The organism is Vreelandella sp. 162(4c) (assembly GCF_058152265.1).
The window spans coordinates 4,597,341-4,615,485 of sequence record NZ_CM176981.1 but is presented as its reverse complement, the minus strand read 5'-3'; the positions used below and the strand labels follow the sequence as shown (position 1 = coordinate 4,615,485).

General features: G+C 52.8%; 14 protein-coding genes. 8 read left to right on the top strand and 6 right to left on the bottom strand.

The genetic code is table 11. The features are described from left to right. The first annotated feature begins 14 nt into the window (after positions 1-14). Complete coding sequence (locus tag AC4EYZ_RS21210; RefSeq protein ID WP_022522792.1) at positions 15-773, top strand: TlyA family RNA methyltransferase; 759 nt, start codon at positions 15-17, stop codon at positions 771-773. 20 nt (positions 774-793) lie between these two features. Here the strand turns inward: AC4EYZ_RS21210 and mscK are convergent, their stop codons facing one another. Next, positions 794-4,108, bottom strand: a complete 3,315-nt coding sequence (gene mscK, locus AC4EYZ_RS21205) for a mechanosensitive channel MscK (RefSeq protein ID WP_490204003.1) — start codon at positions 4,106-4,108, stop codon at positions 794-796. Positions 4,109-4,323: 215 nt separating this feature from the next. On the opposite strand from mscK, the gene AC4EYZ_RS21200 reads away from it, so the two are divergent. The 4 genes from AC4EYZ_RS21200 to AC4EYZ_RS21185 all read left to right on the top strand — a co-directional run bounded on the left by AC4EYZ_RS21200 (position 4,324) and on the right by AC4EYZ_RS21185 (position 6,487). After that, positions 4,324-5,355, top strand: coding sequence for a phospholipase A (locus tag AC4EYZ_RS21200; protein ID WP_022522790.1), 1,032 nt, complete (start codon positions 4,324-4,326; stop codon positions 5,353-5,355). Positions 5,356-5,464: 109 nt separating this feature from the next. Then, entirely contained in the window at positions 5,465-5,797 is a 333-nt protein-coding gene (locus tag AC4EYZ_RS21195; RefSeq protein ID WP_474192015.1) for an ElaB/YgaM/YqjD family protein, read from the top strand. Further along, on the top strand, positions 5,797-6,201 hold the full coding sequence (locus AC4EYZ_RS21190; protein ID WP_022522788.1) for a phage holin family protein: 405 nt from the start codon (positions 5,797-5,799) through the stop codon (positions 6,199-6,201). The genes AC4EYZ_RS21195 and AC4EYZ_RS21190 overlap by 1 nt, the downstream gene beginning before the upstream one ends. Next, positions 6,176-6,487 carry a YqjK-like family protein gene (locus AC4EYZ_RS21185; protein WP_022522787.1) on the top strand — a complete coding sequence of 104 codons (312 nt, stop codon included), beginning with the start codon at positions 6,176-6,178 and terminating at the stop codon, positions 6,485-6,487. The genes AC4EYZ_RS21190 and AC4EYZ_RS21185 overlap by 26 nt, the downstream gene beginning before the upstream one ends. Before the next feature lie 211 nt (positions 6,488-6,698). On the opposite strand, the gene AC4EYZ_RS21180 is transcribed toward AC4EYZ_RS21185, so the two are convergent. The 4 genes from AC4EYZ_RS21180 to AC4EYZ_RS21165 are packed head-to-tail and all read right to left on the bottom strand — an operon-like array spanning position 6,699 to position 10,339. Then, positions 6,699-7,988 carry an MFS transporter gene (locus AC4EYZ_RS21180; protein WP_022522786.1) on the bottom strand — a complete coding sequence of 430 codons (1,290 nt, stop codon included), beginning with the start codon at positions 7,986-7,988 and terminating at the stop codon, positions 6,699-6,701. After that, complete coding sequence (locus AC4EYZ_RS21175; protein WP_022522785.1) at positions 7,981-8,985, bottom strand: alcohol dehydrogenase catalytic domain-containing protein; 1,005 nt, start codon at positions 8,983-8,985, stop codon at positions 7,981-7,983. Before AC4EYZ_RS21175 ends, AC4EYZ_RS21180 begins: the two co-directional genes overlap by 8 nt. Then, complete coding sequence (locus tag AC4EYZ_RS21170) at positions 8,985-9,803, bottom strand: SDR family NAD(P)-dependent oxidoreductase (protein WP_027958417.1); 819 nt, start codon at positions 9,801-9,803, stop codon at positions 8,985-8,987. Before AC4EYZ_RS21170 ends, AC4EYZ_RS21175 begins: the two co-directional genes overlap by 1 nt. 8 nt (positions 9,804-9,811) lie before the next feature. Further along, positions 9,812-10,339: a 2,4'-dihydroxyacetophenone dioxygenase family protein gene (locus AC4EYZ_RS21165; RefSeq protein ID WP_022522783.1), complete on the bottom strand. Its 528-nt coding sequence runs from the start codon at positions 10,337-10,339 to the stop codon at positions 9,812-9,814. Between the two features lie 225 nt (positions 10,340-10,564). On the opposite strand from AC4EYZ_RS21165, the gene AC4EYZ_RS21160 reads away from it, so the two are divergent. Continuing rightward, a complete protein-coding gene (locus AC4EYZ_RS21160; protein ID WP_474192014.1) occupies positions 10,565-12,373 on the top strand; it encodes a sigma 54-interacting transcriptional regulator in 1,809 nt (602 codons plus the stop codon). A 184-nt stretch (positions 12,374-12,557) separates the two neighbouring features. Here the strand turns inward: AC4EYZ_RS21160 and AC4EYZ_RS21155 are convergent, their stop codons facing one another. Next, the gene (locus tag AC4EYZ_RS21155; protein WP_138800514.1) at positions 12,558-13,742 is read right to left on the bottom strand and encodes a BaiN/RdsA family NAD(P)/FAD-dependent oxidoreductase; all 1,185 of its coding nucleotides are present in this window, start codon (positions 13,740-13,742) and stop codon (positions 12,558-12,560) included. A gap of 136 nt (positions 13,743-13,878) precedes the next feature. Here AC4EYZ_RS21155 and AC4EYZ_RS21150 point away from each other — a divergent pair, with 136 nt between their 5' ends. Both AC4EYZ_RS21150 and AC4EYZ_RS21145 read left to right on the top strand, forming a co-directional pair. Beyond that, positions 13,879-14,961 carry an efflux RND transporter periplasmic adaptor subunit gene (locus AC4EYZ_RS21150; RefSeq protein WP_474192013.1) on the top strand — a complete coding sequence of 361 codons (1,083 nt, stop codon included), beginning with the start codon at positions 13,879-13,881 and terminating at the stop codon, positions 14,959-14,961. Further along, the gene (locus AC4EYZ_RS21145; protein ID WP_490204002.1) at positions 14,961-18,083 is read left to right on the top strand and encodes an efflux RND transporter permease subunit; all 3,123 of its coding nucleotides are present in this window, start codon (positions 14,961-14,963) and stop codon (positions 18,081-18,083) included. The genes AC4EYZ_RS21150 and AC4EYZ_RS21145 overlap by 1 nt, the downstream gene beginning before the upstream one ends. The last annotated feature ends 62 nt before the right edge of the window (positions 18,084-18,145 follow it).

Here is an 18,145-nt window from a genome sequence, read left to right as displayed (position 1 = left end):
CACTTTCAATCACTATGATGCGACTCGATCAATTGTTGGTCATCCAGGGGCTGGCCAACTCGCGTACCCGCGCCCAAAGGCTTATTCGGCACGGGCGGATACGGCTTGCCGAGAACGGTAAGCCGTTAACCAAAGCATCCGAAAAATGGCCCGACGATACCCGGTTTGAAGTAGAGGACGATCCCGAAGAGCGCTATGTGTCCCGAGCAGGGTTGAAATTAGAGGCGGTGCTCACAGCGCTTGAGCTGCGTTTTGATGACGCTGTTGTGCTCGACATTGGTCAATCAACCGGCGGCTTCAGCGACTGTGCGCTGCACTTTGGCGCCCACCATGTGATTGGTGTAGAGGTTGGCCACGGACAGCTTGCACCTGAGTTGCGCAGCGACCCACGCGTCACCTGTCTAGAGGGGATAAATGCGCGCTCGATGAGTAGTAGCGAAGCCCTCAATAGCGCGCTTGCTGCTTTCCCCATTGATAGCGCCATCATGGATGTGTCGTTTATATCGCAAACGCTGATTCTGCCCGAGATTGCTGCCCTGCTGCCAGCGGGCGGTCAGTTGATTTCGCTGGTGAAACCGCAGTTTGAGCTAAGCCCTGGCGCCCTGGATAAACGTGGCGTGGTACGCGACGCTAAACGCTTTGCAGAAGTGGAGGCCAACATTCGTCGCAGTTGCGACGCCTGCGGACTTACCATTCAACATTGGCAGGAGAGCCCGATCACCGGTGGCGACGGCAACCGAGAATTTCTCCTGCATGCAGTAAAAGAGCCTTAAAAAAGAGAGCTTAAAGTGCATTACGTAGACGCAGGGGGCAACTGATTCGCCGACTGCACTTTAACCTCCTCGCCTTGCTCAGGGTGTAGCCACACATCCATCTGCTCAAACGCCACGCGTATACCCGCTTCGCGAAACAGCGCATCTATACGGCAGTTGATTTCATCGGCAGCAAACAGCCGGTCGAGCAGATCATTGACGAAAATACGCAGTTCAAAATTGAGGCTGTGCTGTCCATAGCTTAAACAGAAAACCTGAGGCTCTGGGTCGGTTAGCACGCGGGGGTTTTCGTCCGCCACCTTACGTAATAGCTGGTGCACCTTGGCCATATCGGAGCCGTGGGCCACACCGTAGGTGAGCACAACACGGGTGATATTATCCGACAATGACCAGTTGATCAGTTGGTCAGTCACAAAGGTTTTATTGGGGATAATAATCTCTTTACGGTCGAAATCGGTGACAGTGGTCGCACGGATACGGATACGGCTGACGGTGCCGTGCAAATTTCCCAGGGTAATCGTATCGCCAATCCTAATCGGGCGCTCAAACAGGATGATCAAGCCCGATATAAAGTTGGCAAAAATTTCCTGCAAGCCAAACCCCAACCCCACACTCAAGGCGGCCACCAGCCACTGCAGCTTGTCCCAGGAAACGCCCAGGGTCGACAGCCCCATGACAACCCCCGTACCCACAATGGTGTAGGAGAGCAGCGAGCTAATGGCATAGGCGCTGCCCTGTTTCAATGACAGCCGGGATAGCACCATCACTTCTAACAGGCCGGGTAGATTGCCTGCCATGATAAAGGTAATAGCGACAATCAGCAGTGCAGCAAAGACGTCGGATATCGATAGAGCGTTATCGACCAGATCCCCTTCTTGCGCCTCCCACAATGACACGTTGTCCAAATAGCCGAGCACCGAGAGCAAGTCTGACCAGACCAAATAAAGCAGCGCACTGAAGCCGATCAAGACAATCAACTTGGAAAGCCGCAGCGACTGGCTATTGATCTGCTCCATATCCAGCGGCGGCTCTTCCACGACTTCGAGACCACCTTCCGCCCCTTCCTGCACCTGAGCACGACGGCGCGCCAGAGCACGGCGATAGGCAAGCCGCCTTGCAGCCACCGCAAGGCTTCTTACCAAGGTCGCCTCCACCACAACCCATAACCCCAGCAAGTAAAGCGTGATCGCGAATCGCCCCACTAGGTGCAACGCGGTGTATTCGTAGCCCCAAACTACCAATCCCAACAGCATCAGCGGCACCGAGGCCATCGCAAGCCCCAACAGCAAGCGAAACAGGCGCACGCCAAAAATAGGGATATGCGCCAGTATCAACTGCGCCAGCCACCAGCTCATCGCCAACAACCCAAGCGACAGCAACCCCAACGCAACGGGACGCAGTGCCAGCGGGGTTTCCATCTCTCCAGACATCGCCGCAATGGCTATGACAGGCACCAAGGAAATGCCTAACCCACCTAACAGCTGGCGTAACCGAGCGTTGTAGTGCGCAGACCAGGTAAAGTGGCGCTCGGCCACGCCATCGGCGACCAATAGCCTGCGGCCCCAGGCGACCACCGCCCAACTTAACGCCAACTGAAGCAGCGCAGGGGCAACGCTATTAGCCAATGGCCCAGTTGCTCCCAAGAGCCCAACCCCAACCCCGGCCAAGGCCAGCGGGCCGGAGAGCGCTAGCAGCGCATTCAGCAGCACCGCTTTGGGGGTATGCAGCTGGGTATCGCTTTTTAACCGACCAATCTGCGAGTGCAGTTTGTCCAATCGGGCTTTAATCTGGCGTCGTGACCCGATTAATACCAGGCTTAATACCATCAGGGGCGCCCCTCTGAGCACCTCCCAAGAGAGCCCTTTCCAGCGAGTGGGTAAAATGGCTCGCCACTCCCCTTCCTGCCACTCCAGCTGGAGGTTGCGGGGCAATTGACGCAGCCAATTGATATCCAAAGGGCGACTATTAGCAACCCAAAACAGCTGCTCATCAATGGTTTTACGCAGCTCACTGGTCGTTGTGACCAGCTGCTGCTGGTTGAGCTGAAGCTCAATCGCCGCACTTAATAAGCTGCCGTAAGACTGTTCCAACTGCTCGACCAGCTCACGGCGGGATTGATAAAGCTGCGAAAGGGAATCGATCAGTCCCGGCGTCGCCTCTATGCCCTCCTCGGACAGCCGCGTAGCAGCATACTGTTCGCTTTGGCGTAGCTGATCGCGCTGGCGGACTAAATCAAACTGCTTTAAGCGCAGGTCGGCAATTTCGTCCTGCAAATCCCGGGGCGCAGACAACGGAGGCAGCGACTTGCGCTGTTCGCGCAGAATTCGCGACAGCAGTTGACTGCCGCGAATAGCCTCGATTTGCTCATTAAGGCTACGCTGTAGCTGACGCACGTTCTCCAACTGCCGCTGGGCTTCAATATTGTCACGCACAACAGTGTTAGCACGGTCGGTTGCCCGTAGCAGCTCCAGGCTTAGGGTCTGGTTGGTTTGCTGCGCTTGCACCACCACCGGATGTCCCGCGGCGATCAGCGGGTTATCCCTGGCAGCGTCGGCAATGGCTTGTTCAGAGGCCAACCGACGCTGCCGATCAATCACCCCTTGTAACATCGTTAGCTGCTGCTCTTGATAATCGACCTGCAGCATCAGCACATCGCGCCGCTCCTGAGCTAATTCGCGCAGGCGGCTGTTAGCGCTTAGCTCGCGCTGATAAAAGCTTACTTCGCGTTCGGCCAGCGCCCGTTCAAGGCGTAATTGGATCAGTTGCGCATCGCTAAGGGCAGAAAGTTGACGATCCGCCAGCAAAGCCTCGCGCTCATCGTGCTGTCGGCGTAAACTTTCCGCGCGCTGAAGGGTTTCCGCAATGGATTGCTGGGCCCGCTCAGGGAGTGTTTGAGCGGCTAACAGTTGCGAGTTCACTTCCGCCAATTGGCTTTGCAACTGCTGCAACTCGACCACGGCGTTAGTTTGCAACGTTTCCAGCTCGTCGAGGGGGCGGTCGCTCAAGTCGGCAACCGTTAGCTGCTGCGAAGCTTCTTCCGCTTCGCTCAACTCGCGCTGCAGGCGTGCTAACATTTCAGGGGCTTGTTCTACCCGGGTATCTAGCGCGGCAAGACGCTCGTCAACAGAAGCCAGCCGCTCATAAGCTTCGAGGGCCACTTCCAGGGCCTCTTTATCGTTGGCCTGCTGGGCGGTCAAGGGTTCTTCAAGGGCTTCTAACTGAGCAAGCCTTGATGCCAATTCAGCCTGCTCGGGCACCCGCTCCAGCATATTGGTCTGAAGCGCAGCGTAGGCTGGATTAATAGCGACACTGCTCATGACAAGCAGCAGCAACAAACAGGTTATACTCCACTTACAGGCGCATCTCACCACGTTACGTATCAACACGTTACTTAGGGCCTCGCTGGCATCAAATGCTCCGCAGAGACGGAGAATGAGGTTATTGTCAGGCGTTCTGATGGTCAGCGCAATCAGAGGTGTTGACTTCCACAGGCGGCGTGATAGAAACAAGCTTGGCGTTTACTTATTCCTTCATTTTGCGAGTCACCTTGATGGTCACCCGAAAATTGCCGTTGACGAAACTTATTGTTCTGCTGAGCCTTGCTACGTTTAGTGTGAATGCCGTTGCCGAGTCTCAGCAAGAGATTGAGGCGCGTATCCGTGCCCTCAATGCTGAACTGTATGATCTGCATCAACAGTTGCAGCAGATAGAAAATCCCGAAGACGCCGCGCTAGACATACCGTTTGAACAGTTGCCTGAAGAGGCTGCAAGGGAAGATTTAAGCGATCGCCGTGAACTTGAGCAGGAATCAACCCGGAATCCGTTTTCAATCACCACCCACCGCACCAACTATCTGTTCCCTGTTAGTTACAATGCTAACCAAAATCGTGAAAGTTTCCGCACGGTGGCTAACGGCACCCCCGCAGATCGCGTGGAGTTAAAATTCCAGTTCAGTGCCAAGGTTAATCTGGCTGAACAGGTATTCGGTAACTACGGCGACGTCTACTTTGGCTACACCCAGCGCAGTTGGTGGCAGGCTTATAATACCGACGCCTCATCACCCTTTAGGGAAACCAACTACGAGCCGGAAGTGTTTATCGACTTTGACAATGCCTGGGAAGCGCTTGGCTGGGTGAATACCCGCAACCGAGTATCTCTCAATCACCAGTCTAATGGTCGCTCAGATCCTCTCTCGCGCAGTTGGAACCGGGTATACCTTGAAAGCACCTTCCAGCGCGGCGACTGGGCGTTCACCCTGGCACCCCACTGGCGGGTACCGGAATCCTCAGAGGATGACGACAACCCGGATATCGAACGCTACATGGGATACGGCGATATTCGCCTCGCCAAGCGTCTCAATAATAACCATGAAGTGAGCGGTCAGTTACGCGGCAATCCCAGCGCTGGCAATATCGGCACCCAGATTGATTACAGCTGGCCCGCTTTCAACAGCTTGCGAGCGCATGTACAGTACTACTACGGATATGGTGAAAGCATGATCGATTATGATCATCGCGTGCACCGCTTGAGCCTTGGGTTTAGTTTAAATCCCTTATTTAGTGCGACAGGGCTGAACCGATAGACGCATTTGCTTGTCTGTTACTAGCTGGCTGCTATGCTTGTAGTCAGCAGCAAAAATACAGTAACTAATAGTTAGTAGCCCAATCATTCACTCGTCAAAGGAAGACTCCATGGCTAAACGTCAACCCACCTACTCTACTCAAGCCGATCAACTCAAAGATGATCTGCGCCACTTGAGTGAAACCGTTGAAGAGCTGGTCAATGCGACCGCTAAAGATGCCAGCGGAGAGATGAACGATCTACGTACTCGCGCCGAACGTCGTTTGAAAGACACTCGTGCACGTCTTGAAGCGCGTGGCGAGCGTATTTATGACGATACCCGCGACTCGCTGACTCATCAGGCCGATGCGTGTGATCGCTACGTCCATGAAAACCCCTGGACAAGTATTGGCATTGGTGCCGCAGTAGGTATGGTTGTGGGTATGCTGCTCGGTCGTCGCTAATGGCTTTGGGCCCCACCCAACGCGTCTTCTCTGCCGCCAAACGCTTGCTGAAATCGCTGATTGCGAATAGCGAAACCCGCCTGCGTTTGGCGGTGTTTGAGTTAGAAGAGGAGCGTGCTCGCTTACTGGTTCTACTTCTTCTGGCAGGAGCTAGCTTACTGCTGCTCTTGTTGGGTATTGCCACTTTGACGGCACTGGTAGTGGTTATATTCTGGGATACCTATCGCTTAACCGCCATTGCCATCAGTGCAGGTGTGCTGATCGGCGCCAGTTTGCTACTCGCGGTTATTGCGATTCGCCAGTCCAAGCAACACTCTCTGTTAAAAGAAACACTCAAACAGCTTGCTGCTGATCGAGCACTGCTTGAGGAGCCAAGTGATGAAACCATCCGCAGACACCGCTAAGCCACCAACCAAACCGCTCAGCCGCGCTGAACGCAAAGCGCTTTTGTTAGCCGAGCTAGAGCAGCAGCGCGTGGATATTTTGGTCGATAGCGAATTTTTACAGCAAGCCGCCTCACCACTGGATAGAAACTGGCAAAGCTTCAAGCTGCCGCTTTACGCCATTGGCGGCTTTGCTGCATTCAAGCTGATGCGCCACCCAGGTGGAGCAATGGCGGCAGGCAGAAAAGTCCTTGCGGGCTATATGCTACTCAAAAAACTTAAATTATTAGCCAAAGTGGCTAGTTAATTTGGACGGCTGTGCGGCTCGCTGACTGTACCTTAGAAGCCAGCGAGCGGAGATTAGCCAAACATCGTTTAAGGCGGCCACTCAGTGAAAAATTCTGGCCTGTCGGCCAACTTAATTTGATCACTTTCGTTAAATAGCTCGCTATTCGCTTTATACCCGACACATTTGGCCCGAAAGCTGAGCTTCTTGTGTGATTATCGGTATTTAGCGACTAACTGCTGAAAGATGCCGAAACATCAGGCGCCTGAGCACGCTTAACCAGAACTGCTGGTGCGGTCTCTTTGAGCCCCAAAGCCAGGACTCCAGCAATCACACAAATAGCGCTCATTAACCACAACGGTGCGGATTGGCCAACACTATCTGCCGCAGCGCCTGCTAGCGCCGGTAGAACCCCACCTCCCAATATCTCACCAATACCCATTACAAAACCCAGGGCTGTTGCAATATGGCGCGAATCGACGGTTTCAGAGGGAACGGTGGCCATAAAAAGCGGAAAGATGCCGTTCAATGCCCAACCAAAGAAAAACAACACTGCCAGAATAATAGCCGAGCCATCAAAATACATGGCGCTTAAGGTGAGGATGAGCCCCATAAATGGGGTAATTACCATTACTGGCTTACGACCAATTTTGTCAGAGATACCGCTGACGACGAAGCTTCCGACCGCTGCCGAGATGCCTAAAGTTCCCATCAGCCACCCCATGGTTTCAGCAGAATAACCACGTACACTGGTTAGGTAAATTGGCATGAAAGACCAGCAAGTTACTAAGTATCCAATCAATAACACCGCAATAAGCGAACATAGCAGCATATTTCGATGAGCGAAGACCTCTTTGAGACTTGGGCGCTGACAGGACTGATTCACACCCGTTGCGATAGGTACTGAAGATGCTGTCGGTTCACGCATTAACCACCAGAGGAGTCCAGCGGCTAGAAGACCTGGAAGCCCTGCAAGGAAAAACGCCTCTCGCCAGCCAAAAGCAGAAGCAACAGCCACAAGGACAACCGGCGCAGCAAAAGAACCCAATAAATTTGACCCGAAGTTCTGCATGACCCCCATAGCAATGCCCCGCCTTTCAGGAGTAACTTCTATTGCCGTTACTGATTGCGATATAGGCAGGATAGGGCCTTCTGCAACACCCATAAGCAATCTAGCACCGAGAAGCAATAAGAATGAGGTGGCAAGACCTGATAAAAAAGAGCAGAGAGAGAACACAATCGTCGCCATGATCAAAAATATCTTTCTTCGGCCACTTCGATCAGACATTGCACCAAATATTAAACCAGATATTGCCCAGGTGACTGATAACGCAGAGGCTGTTAGGCCTATCTGTAGGTTTGTCAAGGCCAACTCTGGCTGAACAAATGGCATCAGGAAGTTAAGTGCATTCCTGTCAAAAAATACAATGCCAAAGTTAAGGCTCAATAGAGTAACTAAAAGGATTTGATAACGAGTGTTATTGGGCGTGTTAGGCAGGGTAGCTGTATTATTGTTAGTCATGGCTTATTAACACCTTGCATTGATGGGTGCGCTTTTTTAACGCTTCAAATGCGGTTGGCACATTGTTAAGTGGCACGGTCTCGGTGATTAAATGGCGAGGCTCTACAACGCCAGAATCGAGAATATCCAACGCACTTTCGTATTCACGTCGTGAGAAGAAAACGGCAGTTTGAAGGCGTATTTCCTTTGATAAAGCACTAAAGGGTATAAAGCTGTCAGGCTTAGTGCATAAACCAAGAAGCAGAATCGTACCGTGCGTGCGAACCTGCTCAATGGCTTGCGCAATGAGACCAGGAACGCCCGCACACTCGAATACTATGTCTGCTGAACCTCCAAGTGACCGCTCTGCAGCTTTAATGGGTTGATATGGATCACAAACAAAACCGGTCGCCCCCATGTCATAGGCACGTTGTTCTTGGTATCGGGTAATATCCTGTATGACAACCGTCTGAGCGCCAAAGCGGCGCGCCCAAAAAGCGACAGCTAACCCGATAGGCCCAGCACCAAGGATGAGGACACGGTCACCAGGTTTCATGCCGGATAGCTGGAGACCATGGAGAGCAACGGCTAAAGGCTCTACAATTGCACCGTCGTCCATGCTTGCATTGAGAGGAAGAGGTACGCACTGGCGCGCAGCGGTGACGGCATATTCACCATATCCCCCTCCCTCCAACGCCATATCTAGACACCAAGCAGGATTCCCAGAACGGCATGCAGCGCAATAACCGCAACTTCGGAAAGGTATAACGGATACAAGATCTCCTATAGATACATCACTGACTTTTCGACCTAAAGCGACTATCTCGCCTGCATATTCGTGACCCAGCACATCGCCAGGACAAATGCCGAAAATGGGATCCTCAGTCATATGGAGATCGGAGCCACAAATTCCACATCGTTTCACCTGGATGACAACCTCATCGTCTCCTGGTGTAGGGTCTGGAAGTTCGCAAACATCTAAAGGCTGGTGTAACCCCTGAAAGACGGCAGCACGCATCAGCCCACCCTCCCAAGAGAAGTGCCTCCGTCAATAACCAATTGAGCACCGGTCATATAGGAAGAGGCGTCAGAGGCTAGGTATAGCGCCAGTGCCTTGATCTGTTCAGGATCAGCGATTTCCCCTAGAGGTACCTTGGCGTTCCAGGCCTGGCGAACTGCTTCGTCTTTCAACCAGCCACCACCAATGTTGGTTACGAAACCGCCGGGCGCGATAGTGTTGACCCGGATCCGGAACTCTGCCAACTCTAAGGCAACTTGACGTACTAAATGGGACACTCCCGCTTTTGCAGGCATGTAAGCAAGCCCGACCACAGGCTCTGTAATAAAGGCAGCATTGGAGGACGTGACAACAATTGATCCTCGACGCCGTGGCTTCATGTATTTAGCTGCCACTCGCAGAGTATTAAAGACCCCCGTCAGATTAATAGAAATTGTTCTATCCCAGCGGGCTGGATCTAAAACGTCAATCTGACCATCTCTATTTCGCCCTCCTGAAGGGTTCCAAAACCCTGCCCCAGGATCGATCCCCGCATTAGCAAAAACAATATCCAAGTTGCCAAACTGGCGGACATGTTCTTCGAAGGCTCGACTGGTCTGCATTCGATCAGCGACATCTAGCTGGACAGCATGAACCTTGCAGCCTTCGTCACGGAGTCTTTGTGCCTCACATTCGGCTGCGTCGATGTTTATATCCGCTAGTGTCACGTTAGCTCCGTTTTCTGCCAACGCTTCGGCATAGGCAAGTCCTAAACCTGAGGCTCCCCCCGTGATCAGGGCTGAACGCCCTTCTACGCTGAATTGCTCTAATACACGCATATCCCACCTCATAGAAATAACTGTTCATTGATGGGGATATTGTGTTCTTCACAATAAGTGACGTAGTGATTGATGAACCAGAAAACATCCAGCGTTTCTGCCCACTCCCCCTTCTCATCGAAGAACTCGTTAGCTCCCTGCATCCAAAATAGAGCTTTCATTCCATTAGCATCGTCGGTCACTAACGTGTGAGCCTGTCCGGGCATTTCCGTTATAAACTCACCAGGCCCGCAAACCCAGTCGTATTCCAAATATCGGAAAGATCCCTCCATTCCTACAGCCCATACCATTCCTCGGTGCTTATGGGTACCAATCACACCAGGGCTTTTAATCCATAAAATATTGCAATAAACATTATTCCTTACATCAAAGGCCAGATGCCGTATAGCTGCATTATCACCAAAAGGAACCCATGGGCTTTCTACCTCAGAGAGCCCTACATAGCTTCCCTCACGCCCAAATCGGTCTTGCATTGCCTTCATTGGCTCAGGAACTTCTACGATACGATAAGCATTACTAGCGGGTGCATTAGCCATTATTGTTCTCACTTTATTTATGGAAACGATGTATTACAGAGAACTATTCAGCAATTGCTATGCCAACTACTCAAAACCTAGACCTTAGTATAAAAAATAAAGTAAAATTCTTATTATGCAAAGGAAGTTAAGAGACTAGACACGACTAAAGTACAACTGAAGGATTGAACAAGACTCGCCAGTATTTAATTAATTTAATATTTTTAATAAAAAAATGAGAAAGACATGACAAAAAAAATGACGCTTTCGAAAATGACAACGCAACCCAATCAAGCGAGCTCTTGTGAGATAGGCCTTGATGATGGAGACCCACCCACTTTACGTGATTTGACAGAGAGGCTGCGCCTTACCCCTAACGATGGAAAAATTTGGTTCGATGATCGCCGCATGGTGCTACTTGGGGCTAATGCATTTGGTGTGTTGCGCAGAGAAATCATTGAATCACTAGGCTTTTCTAGAGCATGCAGCTTGCTGATGCGCGTAGGTTTTTCAGCTGGATCTGCCGACGCAGCTTTTGTACGAAAACATTGGCCACTAAACGATGAAGCTGGTGCGTTGACCGCGGGAGAGCGGTTACATGCGGTCATGGGGATGGTTAAAGTCGAAACGGTACGACGCGACCACGACATCCCGAACGGTATTTTCAATGCCGAGTTCCTTTGGCATGGTTCAATCGAAGCTGCCGAACATATAAATGCGTACGGCCTATCACGTGAACCGGTTTGCTGGATGCAGCTAGGTTATGCCAGCGGCTACGCCAGTGCTTTCTACGGTAAGCGAGTGATATATCGTGAGTTGGAGTGTGCTGGCTGCGGCGGCTCTTTCTGCCGAATCGTAGGTGAGATGACAAATCAAGAAATAGGCAGTACCCATGACCTTAGCTGGCTCACTCCAGGAGAATACCTTGCGCCAGAAGCGCGTAAGTCGTCTCGACAAACCACTGGAGTGACGACAGCGTCATCTCCTGCCTCTATCCATGAGAAAATAGATACCCAAAAGATCGTGGGTATTTCAGCAGCGGTCAGTATTGCTTTGCAGAAGATTGAAAGAGTCGCGCCAACGCCAGCCACGGTACTGTTCAATGGAGAATCAGGTGTTGGGAAAGACTTGTTTGCTAACGAGCTTCACCGCAAAAGCAACTTGGCAAACGGCCCCTTTATCGCCCTTAACTGTGCTGCAATCCCTGACACATTGGTTGAGGCAGAGCTATTTGGCGTAGAGAAAGGTGCGTTTACAGGTGCAGAAAAAAGTCGACCGGGTCGGTTCGAACGAGCCAATGGGGGCACACTATTTCTTGATGAAATTCCATCATTAAGTTATGAGGCACAAGGTAAGCTTCTGCGCACCCTGCAGAATGGCGAAATAGAAAGAGTCGGTGGAGCACACCCTATCCAAGTTAACGTCAGGGTTGTTGCCGCCTCAAATAAAGATCTTTTCAAGGAAGTGCAGAATGGACTATTCAGAGAGGATCTTTATTACCGCTTAAATGTTTTTCCTATACGCCTTCCCCCTCTTAGAGAACGCCAGGATGATATCCCCTTATTGATCGAACATTTTTTATACCGCTACTCAAATGTTTATAAAAAAAATATTCCAGGACTCACCCGAAAGGCTAGTGAAGCACTTTTAGACTATAGTTACCCTGGAAATATTCGCGAGCTTCAGAATTTAATAGAACGTGGCGTGATTAACGCTCTAAATTCTGAACCGCTCAATGTGTTTCATATGTTTGATGACGTTGGCTTTGCCACAAAACTCAACCCCCCTGGTCAGTCAGGTCTCAATATTGATCCCACAGGGGAACTGGAGGCTGGCACAAGTGGGCCTGATCTATTGGGCCGGGGTAAGCTTGACGATACGCAGAAGAGCGCTAAATGTCACCGGAGAAGTGAGGCAGAAATTTTGTCAAATGCACTTTATAAAACAGATGGCAACGTGTCTAAGGCCGCCAGAGAACTAGGCGTAACGAGAGCTAAGCTAGCCTATCGAATTCAAAAAGCTGGATTAGATCCTAGTCTGTTTCGGCACTTGTAAGAAAGCGCCTGATCGACCTACCAGCCGACCTCTTGACAGCATTGCCCTAGGCTCTGCTGACTTTTCACCGCTGCCATAAGCGAAACGTCAACAGCCCCTAAACTTGAACCCATCGCCAAAATACAAGAGGCTTAATACAGCCAGTGTATCGGTTTACGGCACTTGCAAATCTTTGATCAGCTTATTAAACAGCCTGCCCGCAGGCTACGCCACTCGCCCACGCCCACTGAAAGTTATACCCGCCTAGCTCTCCCGTTACATCTAATACTTCTCCGATAAAGCGCAACTGTGGTAAGCCTTTAACCTCAAAGGTTTTGGACGAAATCGCGTCGGTATTGACCCCGCCCATGGTTACCTCTGCGGTACGCCAACCTTCTGTTCCTGCTGGTTTCAGTTGCCAAGCGTTGAGTCTTTGCGCCCACTCATCCAATGCGGCATTAGCATACTGGGCCAGGGGCCGCGCCAAGTCATGGTCGGGGTACCACTCCAGCAGTGCTTGCGCAAAGCGTTTCGGAAAGCGTTCGCCAAGCCAAGTCGAGAGCTGACGCTTAGGCGTTTCTTGGCGTGCCTCACGTAGGGATTCCGCCACGTTTTCATTGGGCAGTAGATCGATACTAATGCTCTCCCCTGGCTGCCAAACGCTGGATATCTGCAGCATCGCCGGCCCAGACAAGCCGCGGTGGGTAAACAGCATGGGTTCCACAAAGCGGCGACTGCCAGCACTAACGGCCACTGGCACGCTCAAACCAGAGAGGTCAGCTGCGCGCGCTTTCCAGGTATCGCTTAAGGTAAAGGGCACCAGCCCAGGGCGAGTGGCGAACACCTCCAGGCCAAATTGACGGGCTATGTCGTAGCCAAAACCCGTCGCGCCCATGCTCGGAATGGAAAGCCCACCGCTCGCGATGACGACCACCCCGGCATCGATTTTACCTATCGAAGTCGTTAGACGCATGGCACTGCCCTGTTGCTCCACGCGGGTAACCTGGGTGCTGAGCCTGATTTCAGCCCCAGCCCACTCACACTCGGTCAGTAACGTATGGACAATATCTTTAGCCGAGGTTGCACAGAATAGCTGACCCGGCGTTTTCTCAACATGTTCAACGCCATGGCGCTCGACCAGCTCAACAAAGTGCTCAGGGCGGTAACGTTTGAGCGCCGAAATACAAAAGTAAGGGTTTGAAGAGTAAAAGTGCTGTGGCGTTGTGCCAAGATTGGTAAAGTTGCAGCGGCCACCCCCGGACATGAGAATCTTCTTGCCCGCTTTGTTAGCATGATCAAGCACTAAGACCCGCTTTCCGGCATAGCCCGCTTGCGCTGCGCACATTAAGCCTGCGGCGCCAGCACCGATGATGACAACGTCATAGATCATAATGGACAGCTCATATTGAGAGCGACTCCCGTCGTAAAAGGCAGGCATTCTAACAGGGTCGCACTTAAAAATTATTATGCGGATACAATTACCATATACAATAACTGTATAAATATTATCTAACGCTGAGAACACTATGCTTTTGCCCTTTCATCGACGACAGCTGTTGCGACTCGCACTCCTGCCTCTCACTCTTCTGCTTTCCAGCGTAGCGTTCGCCCAATCGGCGCCGTCAGTCATAGGCACCCGGGCGATCATGACTACCTGGTCGGATCCAATAGAAGCCTTGGGCACCCTCCGTGCCGATGAGAGCGTCACACTATCGGCTACCGTCACGGATATCGTTGCCGAGATCAATTTCCGTGACGGCGAGCAGGTCGAAGAAGGCCAGTTGCTTATTCGTCTGGAGGATGCCGAGGAGCAGGCGCAGCTGAGGGCGTCCCAGGCACTTCGCGAAGAGCGGCGTAATGCGTCAAATCGCGCTTCCCAGTTGCAAGAGCGCAACCTGGCGGCTCGGGCCGATGTAGAAGATAGCCAATCACGGCTGCGCCAGGCAGATGCCGATATTCAAGCGATTGAAGCGGAGTTGGCCAATTACCAGATAAAAGCCCCCTTTAGTGGCCGCGTCGGCTTTCGCAATATCAGTGTTGGCGCCCTGGTCACTCCAGGCATGGATCTGGTGACGCTCGATAAATTGGATGTTATGCAGCTAGATTTCAGCGTCCCCGAAGTATTTCTCGACCGCCTCTCACCAGGCTTGATGCTCAATGCCACAACTGCCGCCTACCCTGACGCCCTCTTTAGCGGTGAAATTGCCACCATCGGCACACGGGTGGATCCAGTCACGCGCAGCGTAAGCGTCCGCGCTGATCTCGAGAATACCGATGGCCGCTTGCGGCCTGGCATGCTGATGGAAGTGATCGTTCAACAGCACGTACGCGATACGGTTGTTATCCCTGAGGCGGCCATTGAGCCTAGCGGTGACCGTCACTTCGTGATGTTAATTGCACAGAGTGAAGGCAGCACACGCTTGGCACGGCGTGAAGTGGTGATCGGCGAGCGCCGCAATGGCGAGGTGGAAATTCTCGAGGGACTCGCCGCCAACGATTTAATTGTCTTTCATGGCCTACAGCTGGCCCGTGACGGGCAAGAAGCCAGGTTAATCGGGATCGCCGATGACGAGACCGGTATACGAGCGCTGTTGGAGGCCGACCGCTAATGCGTTTATCGGATATCTCTGTTCAGCGGCCGGTATTGGCGATGGTAATCGCGGCGCTGATTATTGCCTTTGGCCTGCTGGCACTCAATCGTCTGCCGCTGCAAGAGTACCCCACCATCGACCCGCCAGTGGTCACCATCGATACCCGCTACCCCGGAGCCTCGGCCAGCGTCGTCGAAACACGGATTACCCAAGTATTAGAAGACCGCATTGCTGGCGTTGAAGGCATTGAGCTGATTACCTCGCAAAGCGAGGATGGACGCTCTCAGATCGAGATCGAATTTGGCATTGATATGGATATCAATGCCGCCGCCAATGATATTCGCGACCGCATCTCCGGCGCGCTGCGCAACCTACCCGACGACGCTGACAACCCAGAGGTCACCAAAGCCGATAGCAGCGAAGAAGTGGTGGTTTGGTTAAGCCTTTCCGGAAACGACTATTCCATTACTGAGCTAACCGACTACGCTAACCGCTTTTTGGTCGACAGCCTCTCCGTTCAGCCAGGGGTAGCACGGGTGCGTGTCGGCGGCGGCAGTGACTACGCCATGCGCGTGTGGCTGGATCGCAATGCCTTGGCCGCACGGGGACTCACCGTTAGCGATATCGAAGACGCACTGCGGGCAGAGAACGTAGAGCTACCGGCAGGCTCGCTTGAATCCAAGGATCGGCAGTTTATTGTCCGCCTCCCCCGTAGTTTTGCCAGTGCCGAAGATTTTCAGCGCCTCGCCCTCAGCTCTCCTCAAAACCAGGAGGAAAACGGCTATCTGATGCGCCTTGCTGACGTAGCAAGAGTAGAGGTCGGCGCGGTGGAGGATCGTTCTGTCTTCCGCTCTAACGGCATCCCCATGGTCGGCCTGGGTATGATCATGCAGTCGACGGCCAATGTGATAGAGCTCTCTGAAGCCGTTCAGGTCGAACTTGAACGCCTGCAAGGTACGCTGCCTGAAGGGATGTCACTGAGCCTGAACTACGACGCCTCGCTGTTCGTCTCCGGAGCGATTGAGCAGGTCGTTATGACGCTGTTTATCGCCATGGGCTTAGTAGTGGTGGTGATCTTTATGTTTTTGGGCAATTTGCGCACCACCCTAGTACCCGCGATGACCGTTCCGATTGCCGTTATTGGCGCCTTTACTGCTCTGGCAGCGATGAATTTCTCCATCAACCTGCTAACCCTGCTGGCGCTGGTGCTGGCGATCGGTCTGATTGTCGATGATGCCATCGTCGTGCTTGAAAATATTAACCGGCGTATGCACGACTACAGCGAGACACCGCTAGTCGCCGCTTTTCGGGGTACCCGCCAAATCGCCTTTGCAGTCATCGCCACCACCCTGGTGTTGGTGGCGGTTTTCTTGCCACTCAGTATGTTACAAGGCGATATTGGCCGACTATTTTCCGAGTTCGCGCTAACCATGGCCGCTGCGGTAGTGGTCTCTACTCTCCTGGCACTGACGCTTACGCCGATGATGGCGTCTAAAATTCTTAAGCCGGGCATGCACGAAAGCCGGATTGGCAAGGCTGTGCAGTGGCTGCTCAGCGGCACACAGCGCCGCTATCAGGCCACGTTAGAGTGGATGCTCAAAATGCGCTGGCTGGTGGTCGCGGCGTTTGTATTATTGATTGGCGCCACCGCCTGGCTGGCCACGGTACTGCCCAACGAATACACACCTCAAGAGGATCGCGGTAACTTTATCGTATTAGTGAATGGCCCTGAAGGCGCCACCTTCGACTACATGATGGACTACATGGATGAGATCGAAGCGCGGATGACGCCACTGGTGGAGAGCGATGAGTTGGAGCGCGTAGTCGTTCGCGCCCCTCGTGGCTACGGCAACATAGAGAATTTCAATAGCGGCTTTATTATCGTCAATATGGCCGACTGGGGCAGTCGACGCAGTGCCTGGGAGATCATGGGCGAAGTACGCGAAAAGCTGCGTACGTTGCCGGGGGTACAAGCCTTCCCGGTGATGCGCCAGGGGTTTGGGCAGCGTACCCAAAAGCCGGTGCAGTTTGTACTGGGCGGTGGGACTTACGAAGAGCTTGCCCACTGGCGCGATACGCTGATCGATCATGTGCGAGAAAACAACCCGCGCTTGATGGCACTAGAGAGCAACTACAACGAAACCCAGCCACAGCTAAGAGTCGATATTGACTACGAGCGTGCCGCTTCGTTGGGCGTTACGGTTACCGAGATCGGCAGAACGCTTGAAGTACTGTTAGGTGGCCGTAACGTCACTCGCTATGTTGATGATGGTGAAGAGTACGACGTCATTTTGGAAGGTGACCGCGGCAGTCAAAACAGCCCGAGGGCGTTGGATAACATTCAGGTTCGATCCGCTCGCACAGGTGAGCTGATCCCCCTGGCCAGTTTGGTCACCCTCTCCGACTTTGCTGGCGCCAGCACTTTGAACCGCTTTGACCGTATACGGGCGATTACCATTGAAGCCAACCTGGCGGATGGCTACCCCCTTGGCGAAGCTTTGACCTATTTAGAGCAGAGCGCCGCGGAGCTACTGCCGGAAGAGGCGCAAACCAATGTGGCAGGCGCCTCAAGGGACTTCCAGCAAGCCAGTGGCGCCACCGCGTTCTTGTTAATACTGGGCGCGCTTGTGGTCTTTTTGGTGTTAGCAGCGCAGTTCGAAAGCCTGATTCACCCCTTTGTGATAATGCTTACGGTGCCGCTCGCGATGAGCGGTGCGCTACTCGCCCTGCTACTAAGCGGTCAATCGCTTAATATCTATAGCCAAGTAGGCTTGGTGCTGTTGATTGGACTAGCGGCGAAAAACGGCATCTTAATTGTCGAGTTTGCCAACCAGTTGCGCGATGAGGGTAAAGCGTTCCGTTCGGCGTTGATTGAAGCCTCTGTAACGCGTTTAAGACCTATCTTAATGACCGCCGTGACCACCATGGCCGGCGCCATTCCGCTGATTGTCTCGACAGGGCCGGGGTCTGAGTCTCGCTTGGTTATCGGCACCGTGATTATGGCGGGGGTCGGCTCGGCCACGCTGTTTACGCTGTTTGTGGTGCCTGTGGCTTACGACTTGCTGGCGCGCCACACCGGTTCGCCCGGGGCAGTGAAAAGGCGATTAGAGGAGGAAATTGCTAATGCACCATCTGACTGATGTCATTGCCAACGCAGCGAAGCAATCTGGTTTTTAGAGGCCACCGCACGCTTGAGATTGCC